Genomic DNA, 17,641 nt, shown 5'->3' on the forward strand with positions numbered 1-17,641 from the left:
GTGACTTCCCGAAAATCCGTACGCCCCCTTGACGCTGCATCGATCATCAAGGATGCACAGAGGGAACTGCAATCGCCTGCACGTCGCCTGCTTGGCAGGCGAATCCTGACCTTGGGCGGACTCGCACTACTGTCGGGCTGCGATTTGACCAACGATAGATCGGTCGACGCCATGCTGCGGAAAATGTCTTCATTCAACGATAGCGCGCAGGCCCTGCTGTTCGATCCGCGCGAACTGGCGCCGGTCTATCCAGAATCGATGATCACGCGCCCATTTCCGTTCAATGCCTTCTATGACATTGATCAGGTACCGGACGTCGACGCACACGCTTATCAACTTGATCTCAGTGGTCTCGTCAAAGGCAAGCGTATCTGGACGCTCGACGAACTGCATGCGTTGCCGCAGCAGGGCCAGGTGACTCGGCACATTTGTATTGAAGGTTGGAGCGCAATCGGCAAGTGGGGTGGGGTGCGATTCTCCGACTTTCTCTTGCGGGCCGGCGCCGATACGACTGCGAAATACGTCGCCCTACACTGTGCCGACAACTACTGGACAAGCATCGACATGCCGACGGCGTTGCATCCCCAGACGCTGCTCACGCTGACCTATGACGGCGACATCCTGCCCGCGAAGTACGGCTTCCCCATGAAGCTTCGCGTGCCCACGAAGCTCGGCTACAAAAACCCGAAGCATATCGTCGCCATTTCCGTGACCAATGAATTTCCCGGCGGCTATTGGGAAAACCAGGGTTACAACTGGTTCGGTGGTTCCTGAACCACACGCCGTCAATATCTTCTCACCTCAACCCATCTTACGGAGCATTTATGTCCATGCACTTCAAATTCGCCGTTTCCTTCGTCGCACTGACGCTCGCCGGTGCGGCGTTCGCTCAATCGTCAGCCGACAAACCTGAACGAATCCGTGGCGAGATTGTGTCGTTCACCGGCAGCACCCTCAAAGTGCATCGGCGCAGTGGAGACACCGTGACGATCGACATGCAGGAGTCGTCGGGTGTCAACGCCGTAAAGGCGATCAAGCTTGCGGATATCAAGCCGGGCTCCTTTGTCGGCGCAGCCGCCATGCCGGGCCCCGATGGCAAGCTGACCGCAAAGGAAGTTCTGGTCTTTCCGGAAGCCGCTCGCGGTACGGGTGAAGGCCACTATGCATGGGATCTCGGCGCGAACAGCACAATGACGAACGCCAATGTGGATACGGTAGTGCAGGGCACGAGCGGCCACGATCTCAAACTTTCATACAAGGGCGGCAGCAACACCATCACCGTGCCGGACAACGTTCCGGTCGTGACGCTTATTCCGGCGACCCGCGCTGAGTTGACGACGGGCAAGAAGGTGTTCGTCGTGGCAACGCCAACGGCGGCCGGTACTTATGGCGGTAAGTTCGTCGTCGTCGAAAAGGATGGCGTTGCGCCGCCGATGTGAGCCAGCCGAGGGGCAGCGTTGCGTCCGATCTGGCATCCAGACGGCCACTCGTTCTCGCCGTTGCTTCTTCCAGATCGTGTTCTGGTTTGAATTCCCGGTGCCGTCTTTCTCGCGAGGTTGTGAAAACGACCCCGACGTCGAACGTACGGCGCTATCGCGGACTACGCAATGAACATGGCAACTGCGCCATCAGTCGACTTTCCGAAATGCCGCACGCAGACGTTTCAACCCGCTACATGCTACTTACCGGCGCGAGTCGTGGGATCGGACACGCAACTGTAAAGTTGTTCCAGGAACACAACTGGAAGGTTTTCACTGTGTCGCGACAGCCGTTTTCCGAAGACTGCAAGTGGCCAGCCGCGCGAGAGTCGCATATTCAGGCGGACCTCGCGGATCTGAATTCCGTCGAGAAGATTGCCGAAGAAGTACGTCGTCGGCTTCCTGACGGCAAACTGCACGCGCTCGTGAACAATGAGGGGATCTCGCCCAAAGGCGAAGACAGAACGCGACTTGGCGTGCTCAAGAGCGACACTCGCACGTGGTCGACCGTTCTCAACGTCAATCTGATCTCGAATGCCTTGCTCGCCCGGGCTCTCTTTCCTGAGCTGGCACGCGCCAAGGGCGCAATTGCCAATGTCACCTCGATTGCCGGTTTCAAAGTCCATCCCTTCGCGGGCGCTGCTTATGCGGTGTCCAAGGCAGCACTTTTCGCCCTGACGCGAGAGATGGCTCATGAGTTTGGACCGGAGGGCGTACGCGTCAATGCCATTGCCCCCGGAGAGATTGATACTTCGATCCTGTCGCCAGGCACCGAAGACATCGTCAACCACGAGATTCCACTTCATCGATTGGGTAACCCTCGCGAGGTGGCGGAGACAATCCATTTCCTTTGTGGGCCGGCGGCGTCATATATCAATGGCGCCGAGATTCACATCAATGGAGGGCAGCACGTCTGACCTCGTGGGCAATCGTGCGGCCGCTTATTTACAAGCCACGCAGTATGCGGAACTCTCTCCGGAAGAGATGCACGGGATGAGGTGCAACGTTCGAATGCATCCGTCTGCGGACAGTCTCGCACAATTTTGACGCAGCGCTCTCAGCAAGTTAATACCACGTGCATTCAGAAAGGAACGTCGGGTCATTAGCGCCGACCGTCGCAATTGACGTTCGCGTCAATGATTTCGCGCGCAATGTGGGTATCGCATATGCGGTGACTAACATTCGCGCATAACTTCCCCATCTCCTCAAGCTGCGTATTTCATTCAAGCAAAATGACATCAATAGTCGAACTCATGCTGTCCGATATCAAAGGGATGGCGTCCACGATCGTAGCGCGCTTACCGGAAATCGACGCGCTGCGGAGCATGCCTCGCGACGTGATCGAGACATTGCGATCGATTGGAATCTTTCGTTCGCTCGTTCCACGTCGCTATGGAGGGCTTGAACTCGATGTGCCCGCGGCACTCGAAATCGTCACAGCGTTAGGGAGGATCGATGGCTCGCTCGGCTGGATCAGCATGATCGGCGCAACTGCTGCACTAGTGGCGCCGGAGTTACCGCAATCCACCTATGAGCGTATCTACGCAAATGGTCCCGACGTGATCTTCGCCGGCTCCTTCGCTCCAGGCGGCACTGCGGATCGAACCGACCGCGGCTGGTGCGTGAATGGACGCTGGCCGTTCGCGAGCGGATGCGCACACGCCGACTGGATTCTCGGACTCAGCACGATGCGCGAAGGCAGTACGCCGCTGTCCGCGCCGTCCGGCGAGGTACCGCTGATGCGCGCCTTTCTGTTGCCAGCCGACCAATGGCATATTGAAGACAGCTGGCATGTGATGGGACTGGTCGGCACCGGCAGTCATCATATTTCGCTTCGCAATGCGCTGGTGACCGAAGATCACTTCTTCGCTCCAGCAGAACAACGCTGGCTAGAAGGACCGCTGTACAGCGTCGTGCCCCCGTTCATCCCGCTGTTCCACGCGGCCAATATGCTCGGCATCGCCGAAGGGGCGTTGGCAGACCTGATCGCATTGGCGGCGAGCGGTCACCGTCAATACCGTGCGGCGACATCGATGCGCGATTCGGAATGGTTTCAGGCGGAACTCGGGCGCATTGATGCCGATCTGCGCGCGGCGCGCGCGCTCCTGCGCGATCAGGCGGCGAGCCATTGGCGTCACGCGGTTGACGGAACGCTGAGCGAGAAGGACCTTCATGTTCACGGTACGCAGGTGGCGACATGGATGGCCGCAACCTGCGTTCGTGTGGCCGACGCGTGCTTTTCATTGGCCGGCAGCGGTGCCCTGTATCGAGATTCTCCGCTGCAGCGGCGAATGCGAGATCTGCACGGCGCCGCGCAACATGCAGCGGTACAACAGCGAAACTTTATATCCGGTGGCGGCCTGCTCCTGCAGCAGGCCTAAGCATCGCGACGCTGGGGGCGCGATGGTGATCGACTTCAGCTTCGCTTGGAATATCTGGTGCCTCATTTACCGCGATATTCACCGGATTCGCAATCGCGTACGCACCGACTAACACTAGACTTTTCCGGATCGACAACTGAACTCCAAGGTTATCTTTATGACATCGATATCGTCCTTTGACCCACTCAGTGCAAGCGAACAGCGCGGTGCAGATCTGTTCGCAGAAGTACTACAACAAGAAGGGGTGCGTTATGTCTTCGGCAATCCGGGGACGACCGAGCTTCCGCTATTGGACGCGCTGACCGACCTCGCCGGCATAGACTATGTTCTAGGCCTTCACGAGGCATCCGTCGTTGCTATGGCAGACGGTTATGCGCAGGCGTCCGGCAAGCCGGGATTTGTCAATCTTCACACGGCTGGTGGCCTCGGCAACGCGATGGGCGCGATCCTCAACGCGAAAATGGCGAACACTCCGCTCGTCGTAACGGCCGGACAGCAAGACACGCGGCACAGCGTGACAGATCCCTTGCTTCACGGCGATCTCACGGGCATCGCCCGTCCGAACGTTAAGTGGGTGGAAGAAATTCACCATCCCGAGCATATCCCCATGCTGTTGCGTCGTGCTTTGCAGGACTGCCGCACAGGTCCGGCCGGTCCGGTGTTCCTGTCATTGCCGATGGACACGATGGAGCGTTCCACGATCGTGGGCGCCGGCGAGGCATCGCGAATTGAGCGCGCCTCGGTGGCCAACATGCTCGACGCGCTGGCCGCTGCGCTGGCGGGAGTATCAGCCGGACGTATTGCGCTCGTCGCTGGTGAGGAAGTCTTCACGGCGAATGCCGACGTCGAAGCCGTTGCGCTTGCCGAGGCACTCGGAGCGCCGGTCTTCGGCGCATCATGGCCGGGCCACATCCCGTTCCCGACCGCCCATCCACTGTGGCAGGGAACGCTGCCGTCGAAAGCCTCCGAGATCCGAGAGACACTCGCCCCTTTCGACGCGGTCCTCCTGTTAGGCGGCCATTCCCTGATCGCCTATCCGTATTCCGATGGATCTGCCATTCCGTCACATTGCCAGCTCTTCCAACTAACGGGCGACGGCCACCAGATTGGCCGGATCCACCAGACAACGCTCGGTCTCGTCGGCGACCTGCAGCTTTCGCTACGAGCGCTGCTGCCAATGCTTGCGAGGAATCTTCAGCCGCAGAACGGCGCGATCGTCCGGCTGCGAGAGGCAGCCACACTCAAGCGCGACGCGCGTCGGACTAAAACCACTGAGCGATCGGCCCGCGAATTCGACGCACCGACGACAACGCCCTTCGTCGCTGCATTCGAAACGATCCGGGCGATCGGACCGGACATCCCGATTGTCGACGAGGCTCCCGTTACGATTCCGCACGTGCGCGCGTGCCTCGATTCGGCTTCCGGGCGACAATATCTTTTCACCCGTAGCGCAATCCTTGGTTGGGGCATGCCGGCGGCGGTCGGTACGTCGCTGGGGCTAGATCGCAACCCCGTCGTGTGCCTGGTCGGCGACGGCTCCGCGATGTACTCGCCGCAGGCGCTATGGACCGCAGCGCACGAGCGCTTGCCTGTCACCTTCGTGGTGTTCAACAACGGCGAATACAACATACTGAAAAACTACGCTCGAGCCCAGACGAGCTATCGCAGCGCCGGGGCAAACAGGTTCATTGGCCTGGATATCTCCGACCCTGCAATCGACTTCCTGGCTCTCGCGAGTTCGCTCGGTGTTTCTGCGCGGCGCGTCGAGCGAGCTGGGGACATTGCTATTGCCATAGAGGATGGCATCCGCTCGGGAGAGCCGAACCTCATCGACGTGCCAATATCGAACTGATCGCGATGTGTTACTCGTCAGGCGGCACGATTCCAGGTACACGCTGCGGAGTATTGCCCCACGGTCGTCAACGGTAAGCGAGAAATCCGGACTCCGACAAGTGGCAACCAGGCGCTGGAGAGTCTTGTCGGACCGAGCGGACACCGCCTGGGGGAGCGCTGCATTGGGTGCTCGCGGGGCTTGTGCGAGTCAACAAATTACGTCGACTACGATATATGCGAATACTCGCGAATCAGCATATAGCTCTTCGTCGACAGCAAACTTGATAAGTTCCGATTCGCGACGCATTAAACACGCTTAAACAACAGAACTTTGTTTAGATAAACGAGCTAAAAATACGTAAAAATACGAATAGAAAGCTCGAGTCTTTTTAAATATTCTTCCGATCATTGTCATTTCAAGGAAATCAGTGTGGCGCGGCGACGCGTCACACGGTCTCTCCCACGCAGGCGATCCGCTGCATATAAGTGCGCGGAATCCCCGATCGATTCGCCAAATCAGAAGAGTAGTTCCAAAAAAGAAATTTCTACTATTGAAATTTTGGATGCCGAATCAATAGGATCGCCTCGAGAGCGATACGAAGACAGGCAGCGGCGACGAATCGAATGCGTCTTGTAGATGGAGGAAGTTCAACGAGCGTCTTTTCAAACACGACCGATGCAGAGAGAGGAGTGGACGAATGAAGCTACGTTACGTGTTGGGTATCGGGTGCCTTGCCGCCCTGTCGGGATGGGGGAGCGATCAGGGTTCGACGGATGCGAGTGTGCTGGCGAAGGCGAACGCGGCCGAAGTGGGATTCTCGCAGGGCGATCAGAGTAATCAGGGGAACCAGAACGATCAGGGCAGTCAGGAGAATGCCGTCAAGCGGTCAATCCTGCACAGCGTCGATCCGATGATCGGCACCGCGAATCTCGATATCAACGCGCCCTGGAACAGCGGTGTGCGGGGCCATGGCCATGTCTACCCGGGCGCGACCGTGCCGTTCGGCATGGTCCAGCTCGGGCCGGACACGACCGGCACGACCACGCCGTCGTCCGGCTGGGATCGCAGCCCAGGCTATCTGTACGACGACACCTATATCACCGGCTTCTCGCATACGCACCTGTCGGGCACCGGCGTGGGCTCGGGCGGCGAAGTGCGGTTCCTGCCGACGCTGGCGCCGGTCGACAAGGCGACGCTAGCGAAGGTGGCCGCCGATTCGTCGATCACCTACAACGCATCGTTCAAGCATGACGACGAAAGCGCTAGCGCCGGTTACTACCGTGTGCTGATGTCGCCGCAAGGCACGGGCAACACGCCGTGGAATGTGCAGGGTACGAAGGTATTCGCCGAGATGACGGCGACCGCGCATGCGGGCGTGCAGCGCTACACGTACTTCCCGAACACGGCTGGGCAGCAGCAGAACATGATCGTGAGCATCGACCAACCGATCGGCGGCACGACCAGCAGTGGCAAGATCGTCGTGATCGACGCGCAGACGATCGCGGGATGGGAGATCACAAACAATTGGGCGAGTAACAAACCGACGTATTTCGTTGCGCGCTTTTCGAAGGCGTTTGACCGCAAGAACGTCGCCTTCAGTGCGGACGGCTACCGGGCCTATCTGACCTTCGCGGGCAATGGCAACTATGCCGGCGGCTCGGTCACGGTGGAGGTGGGCATATCGCCGTCGAGCATCGCGGACGCCCAGGCCAACCTCGCAGCAGAAGTCGGCGCGAAGTCGTTCGATCAGGTGCGCGCCTCGGCCGAGCGCGATTGGGCCACCGTGCTCGGCAGGATCCGCGTCAAGGGTGGCACGCCGGACCAGCAAACCATGTTCTACACGTCGCTGTACCGCACGATGCTCGCGCCGACGCTCTACAACAATGCGGACGGCAGTTACGTCGGCACGGATTCGACCAATGACAGCACGACGTCACCGCCCACGACGAGCAAGCATGCGAACCCTGGTTTCGACTACTCATCGACGTTCTCGCTCTGGGACACCTTCCGCGCCGAATCGCCGTTGATGACGCTGGTGCAGCCAGAACGCATGGACGGCTGGGTCAAGTCGCTGCTGACGCAGTTCAGGCAGAACGGCAAGGGAGAACTACCGGTGTGGCCGCTTGCGCAAACGGAAACCTTCACGATGGCGGGCCATCCGTCGATCCCGATGATTGCAGATGCCTATCTGAAGCATCTGACGAGCGCGAGTGTCGACGACATCTGGACCGCGCTGACGACTACCCAGAGCGCGAGCGCGCACGGCTTCGACCAGTATCGACAGCGCGGCTACGTGTTTGCCGGCGCCAACTCGGCTGTGTCGACTACGCAGGATTATTCGTTCGACGACTGGGCGACAGCCGTGGTGGGCAAGGCGGCTGGCAAGGGCACGGCCGAATACCGGCCGTACCTGCAACGCAGCCTGAACTACCGGAACGTGTTCAACACAACCCTGAACAACGGCTGGAGGTTCGCCCAGCCGAAGGATGCGCAGGGCAACTGGTTGGCCGGTTTCGATCCGACCGCGGCCGAGAAGACGAATTTCTCCGAGTCGAATTCGTGGGTCGATACGTGGAACATCTTCCACGATTTCCCGGGACTAGTTGCGCTGCTAGGGGGGAAAGCCCAATTTGTTGCGCAGCTCGACAGGACGTTTGAACCGGCCAATCAATTAACATTCCTCGGCAACCAGGGCTTTCCGGACCTGACCGGCAGAATCGGCCAGTATTTCGCAGGCAATGAGCCGGCGAACCATCTGCCTTATCTGTACGACGTGGTGGGGATGCCGTCGAAGACGCAGGATCGGGTGCGGTCGGTGATGGACGACATGTACTCGTTGACGCTTACGGCCGGCGATCGCGGCACGTTGAGCGGCGATAGCCTGAGGGCCGCGCAGGGCGATCCGCGGCGGGTGCGGGATTCGGCCGTTCCTGGCAACGACGATTGCGGGCAGCTGTCCGCGTGGTACGTGCTGTCTGCGCTTGGCATGTATTCGCTGAACCCCGTCGGCGGTGTGTTCTATTTCGGCACGCCGCTATTCGAGGAGGCGACGATCGACGTGCCGGTCGCGACCGGCGAGGCATCCGGCGGCAAGTTGCAGTTCGGCGCGCCGCGGCGCTTCACGATCACCGCGCATACGGCGAGCGGTGGCGCGCCGTCGTCGGTCAATCGCTTCGTCCAGTCGGTCAGCCTGAATGGCACGCCGCTGCACCGGCCTTACATCACCTATGACGAGATGAAGGCCGGCGGCACGCTCGTTTTCGTGATGGGGGCGACGCCGAACGACGCATGGATCGGCCAGTGGGACGGACAGGATCCCAACAGCGCACTGGCGCCGTCACTGGTGTCGAACGGCGGCTCGGCCGGGAATCCGTAGTCCGGTACGCCGTTCGGTGCGCTCGCCGAGCACTGTTCGCGGGTCGCAGCCGGAGCGAGTGTCCGGTTGCGTCTTCGCGTTTATGACCCGGGAACACAGCTGGACCTTTCCACCAGAGTGAGAATCGTTCGCTGGCCTCCGACTCGGACCAGAACGTGAACTGTCAACAACTTATGAGGCCAGTGTTGAGAGGCGACGAGCCGTAGCAGGTGACGACGGAGCCAGGTCGCCAGGAGAGAGCTCGACTGGTGCTGCTCTCCAATGATTGAAAGCATGTGTGTTTTTCACCGTGCACCCGATTAGGCATGCTTTCACACATTCGCTGGTTGCGCCGGACCGCTGCAGTGGAAGCCGTTTTCGCGCCCGGAGTCATCAGCCAATTGAGCTCGCGGAACATCAATGGCGCACTCTGTCATTGGGCTGCGTGGAACAGCTGCAGAGCTTCATGCCCATGGCTACGGCATCGATGCTGCGTGTAGTTGTCTCGGATATCCCGCGTCAATAGAAAGCGCCGCGTCGCAATCCGATCGCGTCAGCTGCGTGCCGTAGTTGGCAAATGAGCTAGACGATGCGCAGCACCAGTGACTGAAGGTCTACTTGCGCGGGAGCGTCGCAAGCTTGCACTCTGAGGTCGAAAAAGCCGCCCGTACGCAGCGCCTCGATTGCGCGTCGCGTTCATGTCGCGTGAAGTGTCCGCTTGCTTCACCCAACTCGCCGCCCGTGCTCTCCCTAGTCAGCACATTTGGGCTGTATTCAATAGCGCGGAAAGGGAGCACTTCGCGGTCACCTTTCTGTCTATTTTGGGGTACTAAAGCTACGTCAACTCGACACCGGCGGCATGACAAATCCTTCTTTCTGCAAATCATCGAAAATTTGCGAAAGCAACGTACGAATTTTTGCCCCATTTAATGCAATTTGGTCCGGGAAACGACCGTCAAGAATACGATAATCGCTATGCCAGTACTCTGTTCCGGTTGATGCATCGCGAAATATTGCATGGAAAATAAAATCGCTTTCTACGCCGCGCACGTCCAGGTGACCGCCTTTAACGAACAGGACGAGTTCCTTCGTGGCCGCTCGTTGTGCGGCGTCGTGTGAACCCGGTCTGTAGGGCAATCTAGGGATGGAACTTTCCCCGCCAACCGAGACGGTTGCTTGAATACCTCGCTCCCGCGCCACGTCCGGAGTCACACGCTTTATTTCATCCGCAATTTGGTAATACCCATCCTTCTGGAGAAGCGGGACCGGTGACTTGGTAGGCAACCCTCCCCGTTTTGCTGTCAAGGCTGCCTGGATATAGACCACGCCTAAGTTCGATACGGGAGCACTTGGGCGCTGCAGCACTTCCGAAGTGCCATGAATACTGCCGATACTAAGACAACCGGACAGGAACAACGCAGAAAAGCCAATAAATACTCGTTTCATTCTTTGTCTTGAAGGTGAATGATCGCTGCCTGAAAAGCGGGCTGCAGCAGCGCGGCGCCGGCATCGCATTACGGGCGTCTCGGGCGGCGCCTGTGAGATCGACAGGCCACGATTTCGCTGCCTTTGAGTGGCCGGTTTTGGCCCGAGCGGCGACATCCTCGAAGACTTTTCACTTTCGGACCGTCTTCGGGGACATCAAGCGCGGTTACCTGCCTGCGCTCAGTTCCTGCTGGCGACTCATTCGCGCGTCTTCCTCAAGACGTGTCGCTTCGAGTTCCTGCAGCACGCCATCGAGGTCCACAGGTCGCGCGTCGACTTCGATGCGACCGGTCAGTTCGGCATCGACGTGCAGCCGGCCTGTCTCGAAGAGCGCCCAGATCTCCGTCCCATAACTCGCGGTGAGTATTTGCGGTGCAAACCGTCCGAAGTACGCGGCCAGGTTGTCGACGTCTCGCTTGAGCATCGAGGCAGCTTCGTTGTTGCCGGCTGCATCGACGGCCTGTGGCAGATCAATGATCACCGGCCCATCTGCTGCCAGCAGGATGTTGTATTCCGACAGGTCGCCGTGAACTACGCCTGCGCAGAGCATGCGGACAACCTGGTTCAGCAGCAGCGCGTGCAGTTCGAGAGCGCGGGCTTCGGTCAGATCGACGTCGTTCAGCCGTGGCGCGACGTCACCCGCCCCGTCGATCACCAGCTCCATCAGCAATACGCCGTCGGTACAAATATAGGGTTGCGGCACGCGCACACCTGCGTTGGCGAGCCGGAACAGCGCGTCCACTTCAGCGTTCTGCCATGACGCTTCCTGCATCTGACGGCCGTAGCGCGTACCTTTTTCCATCGCCCGAGCCTGCCGGCTGTTCTTGACCTTGCGACCGTCCCGATACGACGCGGCTTGCCGAAAACTGCGCTGCTTGGCGTCCTTGTAGACCTTGGCGCAACGCGTCGATTCGCCGCTGCGCACGACATAGACTGTTGCCTCCTTGCCGCTCATCAACTGGCCGATGACTTCGTCGATGAGCCCTTCTTCGAGAAGCGGTGCAAGTCGTTTTGGTATTTTCATACGGTCGTCAGCCGCAGCTCGTGGAACGTGCATTCCACGCGCGTGGATCGTGAAGGACCCGCTGAGGTATGCGCGACCAACAAACCGATGAATCGAGAAACCGCTGCCGGCGGCCTTGAGCTTGCTGAGTGGGAGATGGATGGAGCCATGCTCGGATTATACGGGCGGCCGACGACGAGCCGCCGCAAATCTCCCGCCGACTGCGTAGATGCATTGTTTGCCAACGATTTCAGGTAGTGGAGCTACCGCGCCAGTCAGTTGGCTAACTGTCGAGGCCTAGCAGTATGTTTCTGTAATGTGAACGCGCGACACGTACCGTAGTTTGCCCAAATACGAATCCGCCAACGCCGCCTCCGATAAATGCTCCAACGATCGGATGCGAGGCAAATGCACCAAGTCCCGCACCCACTGCGGCGCACAGGGCGCACGCGAGCAAACCGGCCCATATCTGCCAATGACGCCAGCTACGACGATAGGCGCGTCGCCAATTTACGCGTCTGTCGCGCGCCGGGAGATTCGCCAGCTCAGGGATGCTCTTCAAAGTCCAAAAGACTGTCATTGCCGATCTCCTGCATTTGTTCGAGCCCTAGAATTGTCCGCGATCTTCGGCACGATGTCGACCGGCCGAAACTGGCCGAACTGCGACTCATGCGTCCGACTCGGATCGATCCGTTCAGCCTCTCAGCCTGTCGTAGCCGCCATGATAGGGTGCGAGGCAGCTCAGTGAGTTATTGATGGGGAACTGTTGTGCAAACTTAGTTTCCGCGACGGTCGGTTAAGGCCGAATCGTTGCAAGCTTCGCAAACGAAAGTCGCCGCCGTATACGCTGAGCCGTGAGTGAGCAGTCAAATCAAAGCTTGCAAACTCCTGACAATCGGGCTTTAATGAGACTGTCTACATCCTCTGTCGCTTACGAGCGACCCAATTGAGGCCATAACAGTGCATTTCTTCCTGAGTCTTTCTGTCCTGGTGTGTTTCCGTTCTCGGGGCCTACCCGAAGAGGAGACGTGCAGACATCGAGACCCGGGGACTGTGAAACGCACACGGAGCCGCGTTCTTCCCGCGGACAAGTCAGCACTTCCCTTCGCCCGGCGCTTCGAATAAGAGCGAAGAGCCGGGCCTCCTACCAGACCTGACGGCACACCACGCCATTGTTTCGCGCCTTTCCTGGCAGGCGAGGGCAAGTAGCGCGCAGCAACGCGCAGTCGCGTGTCACGTCCCACAGCCCCCGTCGCGCTGCTAACGCGCGGCCTGCTACCGCGCTGCGATTGCGGCGGGGCTAACCACGTGCTGGAAAACTGGGAAAGCCATGAGAACGCAAGCGAAGCATTCATTGCAGGCTGTTCAAGCCGGAAAGACAATCGCGATCGAGTTCGCAAATCGGCCTGCAGATATGCAGGGGCCTGCGCCGCAGGCGCGGCACGTCGCCCCATTGAGTTACTGCTCGACATATAAGGGCTACCGCCTTTCAGTCCATGCTCGGCCTGCGGACACCGATCTATATGCCGCCGATCTTGTTATTGAACAGGCGGACTCCTCATCATGTAAATTTCGCGCCCTGGACTATTTCTACACGGCGGCGGAGGCGCTAGGGTATGCGACACGATGGGGAAGGATATGGGTCGATCACCGACTGCAAAAAGTGGTGGAGCGAACCATGGGTACCGACATCATGGACGGCAGACCTGACACCGCTCGCGGAAGCGGGGAGTAGTCATCATGCAGACCTTCACCTCACTGTCAGTCGCGCGGCCTCTTCGCTTTGTGCTGCGGGACGCAGGCAACCCGACAGCAGCACTACTCTACTGGCTCGGTGTCGCGAAGCCTTCGACGTACGCGAGCTTTGCCGAGGTCACCCGGCGCCTGGCTCCACTGATGCAGGTGGTCTTTTCAGATGAGCGTCCCGGCGCGTTCGTGAACCGGGACGTCGTGCGCCGCGTGCATCGATCGGGCACGGCCACACGGCTGATCTTTCTCGATGCGTCCTGGCTGGAGATATGGGATGACAGCCGATGCTCAGACATCTGCAATCTTTATTCTTGCCGGAGGCAATCGTGCTGTTCCCCCAAACCTGTTCTCTCACTGATATGAAGACGCTTGCGGAAAATGAGCGCATCGTGTCCGAAAGCGATCTGGCTCAACTGAAAGCGTGCATCGATCTGCCAACGGCGACACCGCAGCAGCGAGCGATGGTGGAGACGCTTGAGGCCACCGCTTTACTTGTAGCCCCTGAGCAGATACCGCCTGACGTCGTCACGATGAACACGATGATTGAATGCGCGGCACTCGACAGTGCGGACACACATCGCTGGAAGCTGGTTTATCCCGACAAGGCGGACTATCGGATGGGATATCTGTCGGTGCTGTCGCCTGCCGGCATTTCAATTTTGGGTGCGCGATGTGGGCAGACCGTAGTGTGCCGACCACCGAGCGGCGTGCAGATCCGTTACGTTATCAATGCGATACTGCTCCAACCGGAGAGCCGCCACTTTGCTCAATGACGCCTTTGGCTACCGCCCGACTCGGGGGGTAGCCGGAACGTTGCAATCATCGGGCATCGACCGGTTGAATCCGCCACTTGCAGCCGCCACTCGGTCCAGGAGGACGGCGAGGACCGTTGCCGGTTCCTCATCAGCCATTCACCAGGGGAGCGTGGGCTGCTCGCTGGCCAGATCACTCACCGTGCGGGAGCTTCCCATCGAGGCCACCATCATTTCTCTTCCCGCATCGACGGCGTAAACGTGATTCCTATCAGCAATCCTTCCGGCCCGATGAAGCGACTGACGATCTGGCCCCACGGCTCATTCCGGTTGCTGACCAGCATCCGATACCCTTGTGATTCAAGTTCTGTCGTAGCCGCTTTGACGTTGTCGACATCGAACTCAAGCCAAGCTTGTGGGACAGGTACGTCATCAGGCCACGAATCCGTTCCAAAGCACGACTGAGCGGCTTGAGAGAGCGGCCACAAGGCGAAGGTGTTTGCGCCTTTCAGACTCTCAGTATGGAGGTAGCCGCCTTTCTCCTCCTTAAAGGAGATATCGAGGGCCCGACTGTAGAGCTCGCGGCTTGCCTGGGCATCAGTCACAATCGGGCCAAAGCCTGCGATGAACAAGGCAGTGGTTTTGGGGATCTCTTTCATGGCTTCTCCGTTGCCGCGAATCAGCGGCGCCATGTGGAATAAAAAAGTCTGCCCGCGCCCGTCGAACTGATTGGCGGCCAGTTATTCCGGTAACGCGGAGCATGGACGAGTATAGGCGCGTCTCAGGAGGCCGGCAGGCGTCTCCACGCGGTAGCGAACGGCGATCGGACGGGTTCGGTAGCGTTCGCGGCATCGACCGTGTGGGTCACGTCCCGGGCCGACTGCTGACGCTCGATTGTCCCCTCCCAACTTCGGTCGAGCGACCGCACGTGGCCGATAGCACCAGTTCGATGAACGGATCTCAATGCGGCCGTTGGGATTCTCAATGACTGCTTCGGGTGACTGGTGCGAACGCGTACTGCCGGCCAGTTATCGTCAGTCAGCCTCTCAATTCGAAAGGCTGCTCATAGGAATGAGACATTGAAAATCCGGGCGAGAACCGGCTGGCCATTGACCAGGCCGGGAACGCGAAGCAGATGTCACTCAGGAAAGAGGGAGAGCCAGTCGCGCTATCTCTGCGAAGTATCGCGCGCCGGTGAGCAAAATGTTGTCGTTGAAGTCGTACGTGGCGTTGTGGAGCGGAATACCTCCTTCCTTCCCTGTATCACCGTTGCCAATGAAAATAAAGTTGCCCGGTACGGCCTGGAGGAACGCGCCGAAATCCTCGGAAATCATCATGGGCTGCACGTTGGCGTCGACCTGGTCCGTGCCGGCGATATTGCGGGCCGCCGCAACGGCAAGGTCAACATATTCCGGTGAGTTCACGGTGGGCGCAAATTCGTGCGTGTATTCGAACGTACATTCAGCCCCGTGCGCATGACAGATGCCTTCGCTGATTTCGCGCATGCGGGTCGCCAGCATCGTCTGGACTTCGGGTGCATAGCTGCGGGTATCACCCTTGATCGTCACGTTCGATGGGATGACGTTGCGGATACCGTCCGTGATGAATTGCGTGCAGGAGACCACCGCCTGCAGGCTCGGATCAAGATTGCGGGACACAATTGTCTGTAATGCCAGCACGATTTGCGACGCGATCACGATGGGATCGATGCCCATGTGGGGCCTCGCTGCATGCGTGCCACGGGCCTTGATGTGAATGACGAAATTGTCTTCGCTGGCCATGATGCCGCCGGCACGCGTCGCGAATGTCCCGGCGGGCATGCCAGGCATATTGTGCGCGCCAAAGATGGCGTCGACGGGATATCGCTCGAAGAGCCCGTCTTTCATCATCGCTTTCGCGCCGCGGCCATGTTCTTCGGCCGGCTGAAAAATAAATCGCACAGTGCCGCTGAAGTCCCTTCGTTCGGCAAGCAGACGCGCCGCGCCGAGAACCATCGACATATGCCCATCGTGTCCACAGGCGTGCATTTTGCCTTGCGTTCGCGAGGCATGCGGGCGGTCCGGTGCGTTCTCCGCGATATTCAACGCATCCATGTCGGCTCGCAGGCCAATCACGCCGCGGCCGTTGCCGACTGCGAGGTTGGCGACCAGACCCGTGCCGCCGATTCCCCGGTGCACGTCAAGGCCGAGCGCTGTCAAAGCTCTCGCGACATAGTCCGAAGTGGCAACTTCCTCAAAACCGGTTTCCGGGTTCCGATGCAGATGCCGACGCCAACTCTTCAATTGCGATTGCAAGGAGCTTTCCATAGTGCGTATCCCTTTCCGATGGCGATCTGGATTGTCTTATCGAATCGTGGCTTCCAGCCACTGAGCCTGGCGTGCAAGAACCGAGTCGGCCGTCTCGCCTACACATTCGCTATAGACTGACGGCGCCGTCGCTCCCTCCGTGCTGATCACCAGAACGCGTGATTGCCCGTTCAAACCGATGGTGTGCGCCAGTTGTGAATCGCGCATCACTACTTCGACACCGGCATAGCCTGCTGCCCCGGATTCGCCGATTACGAGCGGAATGTCTGCGCCGGTTCCCGCCGCAAGTCTACCCATTGCCCGGATCGCATCTTCATCGCCGATCGTCATGAAGTCGTCGATGCACCGTTCGAGAATCTTCCACGCGAGTGGTGAAGCTTCGCCGCACGCAAGACCTGCCATGACCGAATCGACGGAGCCAGTCGCTTTCGCCGCGCGGCCTTCGAGCGCGCTTTGATACAGGCAATCCGCCTGCCGCGGCTCGACGACGACGAAGCGCGGCCGTTTGGGGCCATGAATCTGCCAAAGATAGCTGGCGACCCCAGCAGCGAGACCGCCGACACCGCCTTGCAGAAATACGTGCGTGAAAGCGGATTCGTCCGCATGGCTTTCCGACTGCTCGACGATCTCCGCAGCGATCGCGCCATAGCCCTGCATAACGTCGCGAGGAATGGCTTCATATCCTTCATAGGATGTGTCTGAGACCACGTGCCAGCCGTTTTCCTTCGCAAGGCGTGCGGCTTCTTCCACCGACCCGTCGTAGTTTCCCCGAACGCGAATGATTTGCGCGCCATACGCAGCGATGGCCTGCTCGCGCTCGGCGCTCACGTTGGCGTGCAAGACGACCACGCAATTGCAGCCGATCGTTTGCGCTGCAGCGGCCAAGGCCTTGCCATGGTTGCCGTCGGTCGCGCTGATCACGACGAGGTTCGTGAGCATTGCCTTGTAGCGCCCCTCGATCAAGCCCTTCGGATCGAGATCATGCTCGGGCCACAAACGCAGGATCAGGCGTACGAGCGCGATCGGCGCGCCCAGAGCCTTGAAGCTTCCGAGTGGTGACCGGACGGATTCGTCCTTGATGCTCAGACGCGCCACGCCGAGTCGTGCCGCCGCATCGGGCAGATCCCATAGAGGCGTGGCAGACGAACTGAGAAGCTTCCAGTTCTTGAGCCATTGACGGCTCTGTTCAGCGGACTCGACACTCAGAATGGTCTTCAGTTCGTTGGGATAGTCAGTGTGCGACGCGCGCTTGTTAGCGATCAGCATTGCGGTGAGGCTCCAGTGAGTAAGTGTCCGAG

Annotated in this window: 13 protein-coding genes; 8 read left to right on the plus strand and 5 right to left on the minus strand. The window is 59.3% G+C overall.

Features of this window, described 5'->3' with window-relative positions:
• The 6 genes from CI15_RS26500 to CI15_RS26525 all read left to right on the plus strand — a co-directional run bounded on the left by CI15_RS26500 (nucleotide 1) and on the right by CI15_RS26525 (nucleotide 9,069).
• Complete coding sequence (locus CI15_RS26500; RefSeq protein WP_062133504.1) at nucleotides 1–774, plus strand: molybdopterin-dependent oxidoreductase; 774 nt, start codon at nucleotides 1–3, stop codon at nucleotides 772–774.
• A gap of 50 nt (nucleotides 775–824) precedes the next feature.
• Nucleotides 825–1,439, plus strand: a complete 615-nt coding sequence (locus tag CI15_RS26505) for a hypothetical protein (RefSeq protein ID WP_062133507.1) — start codon at nucleotides 825–827, stop codon at nucleotides 1,437–1,439.
• Nucleotides 1,440–1,675: 236 nt separating this feature from the next.
• Nucleotides 1,676–2,395 carry an SDR family oxidoreductase gene (locus CI15_RS26510; RefSeq protein WP_241495959.1) on the plus strand — a complete coding sequence of 240 codons (720 nt, stop codon included), beginning with the start codon at nucleotides 1,676–1,678 and terminating at the stop codon, nucleotides 2,393–2,395.
• A gap of 336 nt (nucleotides 2,396–2,731) precedes the next feature.
• A complete protein-coding gene (locus CI15_RS26515) occupies nucleotides 2,732–3,859 on the plus strand; it encodes an acyl-CoA dehydrogenase family protein (RefSeq protein ID WP_206597783.1) in 1,128 nt (375 codons plus the stop codon).
• Nucleotides 3,860–4,016: 157 nt separating this feature from the next.
• A complete protein-coding gene (locus CI15_RS26520; protein ID WP_062133518.1) occupies nucleotides 4,017–5,711 on the plus strand; it encodes a thiamine pyrophosphate-binding protein in 1,695 nt (564 codons plus the stop codon).
• Nucleotides 5,712–6,390: 679 nt separating this feature from the next.
• The gene (locus CI15_RS26525) at nucleotides 6,391–9,069 is read left to right on the plus strand and encodes a GH92 family glycosyl hydrolase (RefSeq protein ID WP_062133521.1); all 2,679 of its coding nucleotides are present in this window, start codon (nucleotides 6,391–6,393) and stop codon (nucleotides 9,067–9,069) included.
• A gap of 819 nt (nucleotides 9,070–9,888) precedes the next feature.
• Here CI15_RS26525 and CI15_RS36765 read toward each other — a convergent pair.
• Both CI15_RS36765 and CI15_RS26530 read right to left on the minus strand, forming a co-directional pair.
• Entirely contained in the window at nucleotides 9,889–10,494 is a 606-nt protein-coding gene (locus tag CI15_RS36765) for a hypothetical protein (RefSeq protein ID WP_153041196.1), read from the minus strand.
• A gap of 205 nt (nucleotides 10,495–10,699) precedes the next feature.
• Nucleotides 10,700–11,557: a PA4780 family RIO1-like protein kinase gene (locus CI15_RS26530; protein WP_062133524.1), complete on the minus strand. Its 858-nt coding sequence runs from the start codon at nucleotides 11,555–11,557 to the stop codon at nucleotides 10,700–10,702.
• Nucleotides 11,558–13,276: 1,719 nt separating this feature from the next.
• Between CI15_RS26530 and CI15_RS36770 the strand changes: the two genes are divergently transcribed.
• Both CI15_RS36770 and CI15_RS26540 read left to right on the plus strand, forming a co-directional pair.
• Nucleotides 13,277–13,648, plus strand: coding sequence for a hypothetical protein (locus CI15_RS36770; protein ID WP_075643786.1), 372 nt, complete (start codon nucleotides 13,277–13,279; stop codon nucleotides 13,646–13,648).
• Nucleotides 13,612–14,058, plus strand: a complete 447-nt coding sequence (locus tag CI15_RS26540) for a GreA/GreB family elongation factor (protein WP_241495942.1) — start codon at nucleotides 13,612–13,614, stop codon at nucleotides 14,056–14,058. Before CI15_RS36770 ends, CI15_RS26540 begins: the two co-directional genes overlap by 37 nt.
• Before the next feature lie 209 nt (nucleotides 14,059–14,267).
• Here CI15_RS26540 and CI15_RS26545 read toward each other — a convergent pair whose 3' ends face one another.
• The 3 genes from CI15_RS26545 to CI15_RS26555 form a co-directional block, all read right to left on the minus strand.
• A complete protein-coding gene (locus CI15_RS26545) occupies nucleotides 14,268–14,696 on the minus strand; it encodes a VOC family protein (protein WP_062133527.1) in 429 nt (142 codons plus the stop codon).
• Between the two features lie 483 nt (nucleotides 14,697–15,179).
• Nucleotides 15,180–16,343, minus strand: a complete 1,164-nt coding sequence (locus CI15_RS26550; RefSeq protein ID WP_062133530.1) for a M20 aminoacylase family protein — start codon at nucleotides 16,341–16,343, stop codon at nucleotides 15,180–15,182.
• A gap of 36 nt (nucleotides 16,344–16,379) precedes the next feature.
• Nucleotides 16,380–17,609 (minus strand): diaminopropionate ammonia-lyase, encoded by a 1,230-nt coding sequence (locus tag CI15_RS26555; RefSeq protein ID WP_062133533.1) that lies wholly within the window; start codon nucleotides 17,607–17,609, stop codon nucleotides 16,380–16,382.
• Between the last annotated feature and the right edge of the window lie 32 nt (nucleotides 17,610–17,641).

Origin of the sequence: Paraburkholderia monticola (assembly GCF_001580545.1) — a bacterium.
Lineage (GTDB): Bacteria > Pseudomonadota > Gammaproteobacteria > Burkholderiales > Burkholderiaceae > Paraburkholderia > Paraburkholderia monticola.